Origin of the sequence: Endozoicomonas sp. ONNA2, from assembly GCF_024606365.1 — a bacterium.
Taxonomy (GTDB): Bacteria; Pseudomonadota; Gammaproteobacteria; order Pseudomonadales; family Endozoicomonadaceae; genus Endozoicomonas.
This window is the reverse complement of the sequence record NZ_JAHHPO010000218.1, coordinates 1-3,792: the sequence shown is the minus strand read 5'-3', so window position 1 is coordinate 3,792 and position 3,792 is coordinate 1. Positions and strand designations below refer to the sequence as shown.

At 48.0% G+C, this 3,792-nt stretch carries 5 protein-coding genes; 3 read left to right on the top strand and 2 right to left on the bottom strand.

The window, feature by feature from the left end; genetic code table 11:
• Positions 1-258: 258 nt before the first annotated feature.
• Together KDK14_RS21610 and KDK14_RS04070 are read right to left on the bottom strand one after the other, a co-directional pair.
• The gene (locus tag KDK14_RS21610) at positions 259-432 is read right to left on the bottom strand and encodes a DUF1016 N-terminal domain-containing protein (RefSeq protein ID WP_373691027.1); all 174 of its coding nucleotides are present in this window, start codon (positions 430-432) and stop codon (positions 259-261) included.
• A 140-nt stretch (positions 433-572) separates the two neighbouring features.
• Positions 573-2,693, bottom strand: coding sequence for a hypothetical protein (locus KDK14_RS04070; RefSeq protein WP_257263742.1), 2,121 nt, complete (start codon positions 2,691-2,693; stop codon positions 573-575).
• A 231-nt stretch (positions 2,694-2,924) separates the two neighbouring features.
• Between KDK14_RS04070 and KDK14_RS04065 the strand changes: the two genes are divergently transcribed.
• Genes KDK14_RS04065 through KDK14_RS04055 form a run of 3 tightly spaced genes read left to right on the top strand, consistent with a single transcriptional unit; the run spans position 2,925 to position 3,745 of the window.
• Positions 2,925-3,161: a tyrosine-type recombinase/integrase gene (locus KDK14_RS04065; RefSeq protein ID WP_257263741.1), complete on the top strand. Its 237-nt coding sequence runs from the start codon at positions 2,925-2,927 to the stop codon at positions 3,159-3,161.
• Positions 3,136-3,456, top strand: coding sequence for a tyrosine-type recombinase/integrase (locus tag KDK14_RS04060; protein WP_257263740.1), 321 nt, complete (start codon positions 3,136-3,138; stop codon positions 3,454-3,456). The genes KDK14_RS04065 and KDK14_RS04060 overlap by 26 nt, the downstream gene beginning before the upstream one ends.
• 22 nt (positions 3,457-3,478) lie before the next feature.
• A complete protein-coding gene (locus KDK14_RS04055; RefSeq protein ID WP_257263739.1) occupies positions 3,479-3,745 on the top strand; it encodes a transposase zinc-binding domain-containing protein in 267 nt (88 codons plus the stop codon).
• Positions 3,746-3,792 lie beyond the last annotated feature (47 nt).

Below are 3,792 nucleotides of genomic sequence, written 5' to 3'. Positions count from 1 at the left end.
CTTTCTGAGATAGGTCAAGACCATGTTTACACCACTACCTCCTCAGCAATGGGCTAAAAATCAGTGGAAATCAGGGTCAGGTCTTTCATTGTGCATAATAATTGCCGTTTACAGTGATGAGAAAAGAGATTTGCACAATCAAAGACCTGACCCCAGCTTTGTGACCCCAGCTTTGTTCAATCTGGTGAGCCAGTACATTACGTGACCAACCGTGCTCGATAGCCTTGGCTGAATAAAGCAAACGTTGCGTACGATCCTTTACCTTGTGCAAGAGTAGTAAATTATGCCCCAGGGAATTTGTCCAACAGCCTGTTGGACATTTGACTCTGTGGTGAAATCGGGCCAGGTCTCGGCAAATGCACGCATGTACATCAGGTTGGCACGGGAAAAACCTTTCATTTCAGGAAAGGCTGCTCTCAAATCCCTGGCCAGCCGATCAACAATCTTTGCACCCCTTCCTTTTTGCTGTTGGCGTTCAAGGATCTTTGGGTGTCCTTTTCTTCCCTCCTTGGGTGTCCTTTTCTTCCTTTCCTTATTCTTCCTCTTTTCTTCCTTGTCAGGGTAATGAATGATTACTCATCATTCGGCTCTTCAATCTGCATATTTCTCAGTACGCGCATGGTCACAACATCCGAATCAACCTGACGATGGGTGTAATAACGCCAGGCGAATAAAGCACCGAGACCCAGAGCAGCCGCCACTCCTGCAGAAATACCGACAATGGCCCCAGTGCTTAGGGTTGTTCCTGCCTGGACTCCTGTTGTCAGGGCGGTTAATGCTGTTGAAGCTCTGGAATAATTGACCAGTCCGGTATTCAGCGTCGATGGAGCACTTGAACTTGGCAGGGAGGGTGCAAACAGCAGATCCGTTGTTGTACAGTTCCCGTAACCTTTTGAAGGCTGATTCATTACCCGACAATCATTGGCCACAAATCGTTGATCGGCAATATCACACAACTGATCTAAAGAGGACTGGGAGACATTGCCGACATTTTGCAACCTGCCGTTTACAGTGACGTTCACTGCCTGAACACTGTTTGTCATTTTAATAACAGAGGGATTACCGGGAGGATAGAGGAATAAATCAATCTGTCCAGCAGCAATATCTGCTACTGCACTTTTACCGCTGGCAGTAATGGCGCCTCTCACCGCAATAATGCCCTCTGTTTTTCCCCCATTAAAATAACCGGTCCCAATGGCAGCATCAGCGTAATCTCCGGAGGTTTTGACGAAACAGTCAATGGCTCTGGTATCAACAACCTCACATCGAGTTTCACCCACACCAATGGCGGCATCCGCGCCTTCTTCCAGGGTCGTTACATTACATGCTATTGCTGTTGTTCCTGCTAACAGTCCAACAGATTTACACTTACCAGCACCGATACCAGCATCTGAATACATTCCTTCAGTTTTTACTGAACTGTTCACCGCGGTCAAATTTTCCAGTTTGCCACCGTCATATATTATTCCCCCACCAATGCCGGCGAAACTATCAGTCGCATCGGTTTCAACCTGACTGTCCAGAACGGTAAGATGGTTAATTCGGCCCTCAACGATTCCGGCACCAATGCCGACGCGGGAGTGGTCACGATCTGTTTTGACCCGACTATTTTTAACAGTCACATGTTGTATATCTCCTTCAGCCCTACCACTGACAATGCCAACAGCTCCAAATTTACCAGTACTGGTTACTGAGCAATTATTGACCCAAACTTGCTCAATATAGCTATTCTCCTGCTGGTGGCCTGTTATCACACCTGCATGAGTCATCGATGCTGCGCCACGCACGCCATCCTTGTTAGTCAAAACACTGGAATGTTCTATCAGCAGGTTTTCCAGACGGCTTCCTTCGCCCATTTTACAGGCGACTACGGCACTGTATTTATCATTACTCTCAACATGGGCCTGCACCATACTCAGATCACGGACAACACCATGCTCTGCAACCTTGCCAAATAAACAATGTCTCTGACCAGTGATCTTATGGCATCCGCCATCGTAATCCCCATAAAACGGCTGATCTTCACTGCCAATGGTTACATCACTTTTGATATGCTGAGTCTGGACATAATGACCCGTTAACGGGTAACTGCCATTGTGGCCAATTTGTTCCAATGTTTCCCGGTTTGGTACCGGAATCAGGCGATCCGTTGCAGGTATAGCAGCAGAAACGGGTATCTGCCCCATAGTGACCATGGCAGCAGCCGTGAGCACTTCCCGGGTCATACTACTCTGGGCGATCGGTCGGCGCTTCTCACCGGTACATTTTTGCCCGGAAAGCTCTCCCTTTACAGCATCTTTTTCTTGCATGTAGTCAATGGCTTTACCGGCAAAACTACCAGCGGAACATAATTTAGAAGCCACATCAGCCAACACTTTAACTTGCGGAACCCAGGCTCCCGCCAGTTGAGCGACTAATCCAGCACCCTGGCAGATATCATTCAGCATTGATTGGTTGTGTAGTGCAACTGGCTTTGAATCATACGACATTAATCCATTATTATTGGCCGAAGGCTGCTGGTAATCAGGAGAGAGCGACTGAAAAAAAGGAATGACGGCAGAGCGTACAATGACACTCAAACCATTTAACTGCCCGGTATTACCCGTCCCGGAGTTCTCCTGCGCGGGAGATGTACTGAAAAGGTTGCCCGGGTATGTTACTCCAGCATAATTCTTTTCGGTTGGTGTTTGCATATTCTTTCTCCAGATTCATGAGGAAAATCATAATCCTTGTGATTGCTCTTAATAACAAAAGACTAATGCACGACTTTAGAAGGCATCACGAGTATAAGAAAACAATTAAAACAACAGTCACACGACGATATTTTTTTATTCATATCAACGCATCCCATTTGCCGATTAGCATAGAGTAGGAGGGATAAATCGCCAATTTGAAGCAAACCAGAATTCAGCGAAGCAGTGTCGATGACCTACAGCCCATTTGAGTTGCTGCTCAACAAGGCGCGAAAGTTGCGCTATTACACCATTCTTCTGACCCTTTACAGCATGGGCTTAAGGCTGGCTGAAGGTCTGAACCTGACCATCTCCGACATCGATGCACGGCGAATGAAAGTTCATTTACGCAACTCAAAGGGGGAAAGGATCGCTACGTTGACCTTCCCCTTTCCTGAGGGCTTTGCGCCGCTACCGGGCTACCCATAGGAACCCAACGTTTCTTTTCCCTGAAGGGCAGACGGCCAATCAGCAGCACCTGGCAACCCAGCCTATGAGCCGCTCCTGCACCCAGAAAGCCATGAAGCATCTTGTGGAAGAGTGCCGGATTCATAAAAAAGTCAGCCCCCACAGTTTACGACACAGCTTTGCTACCCATCTTATGGAGCAGGGAGTGAGCCTCAGGGCCATTCAGGAACCTCTCGGGCACATGTGTCCAAAAACCACGGCCATCTACCCGGTTAACCGAAACCACTCAACTGAACACCCGCAATCATCTGATTGATGACCTTGACCGGAGACGATCAATGAATCTCTCCGATATAGCCGATCAATATGCCGATCCTTTCCTGGAAAAATACAGTCAACGTCTTCTACCCAGCCAACTCAAGGCGCTCAACACCATACGTGGTTGTCGAACCCCTGCTTCCGGCATGACGCTGCTTGAATGCAACGGCTGCCAATTCCGGGAGCAAAAACGGACATCGTCCTGTAACCGCTGCCAGAACACCGATACCGGCGAATGGCTGCAGCGGCAAAGACAGAAACTGTTGCCCGTTGAATACTTTAAGTAGCTGGCCATATGGAATCGTATATTTCTGGCTACTTGGGCTGGTACTAT

Excerpts from the sequence above, each read along its gene's own strand:
- KDK14_RS04070 (WP_257263742.1), bottom strand. The coding sequence starts at position 2,693 with ATGCAAACACCAACCGAAAAGAATTATGCTGGAGTAACATACCCGGGC.
- KDK14_RS04065 (WP_257263741.1), top strand. The coding sequence starts at position 2,925 with ATGACCTACAGCCCATTTGAGTTGCTGCTCAACAAGGCGCGAAAGTTG.
- KDK14_RS04055 (WP_257263739.1), top strand. The coding sequence starts at position 3,479 with ATGAATCTCTCCGATATAGCCGATCAATATGCCGATCCTTTCCTGGAA.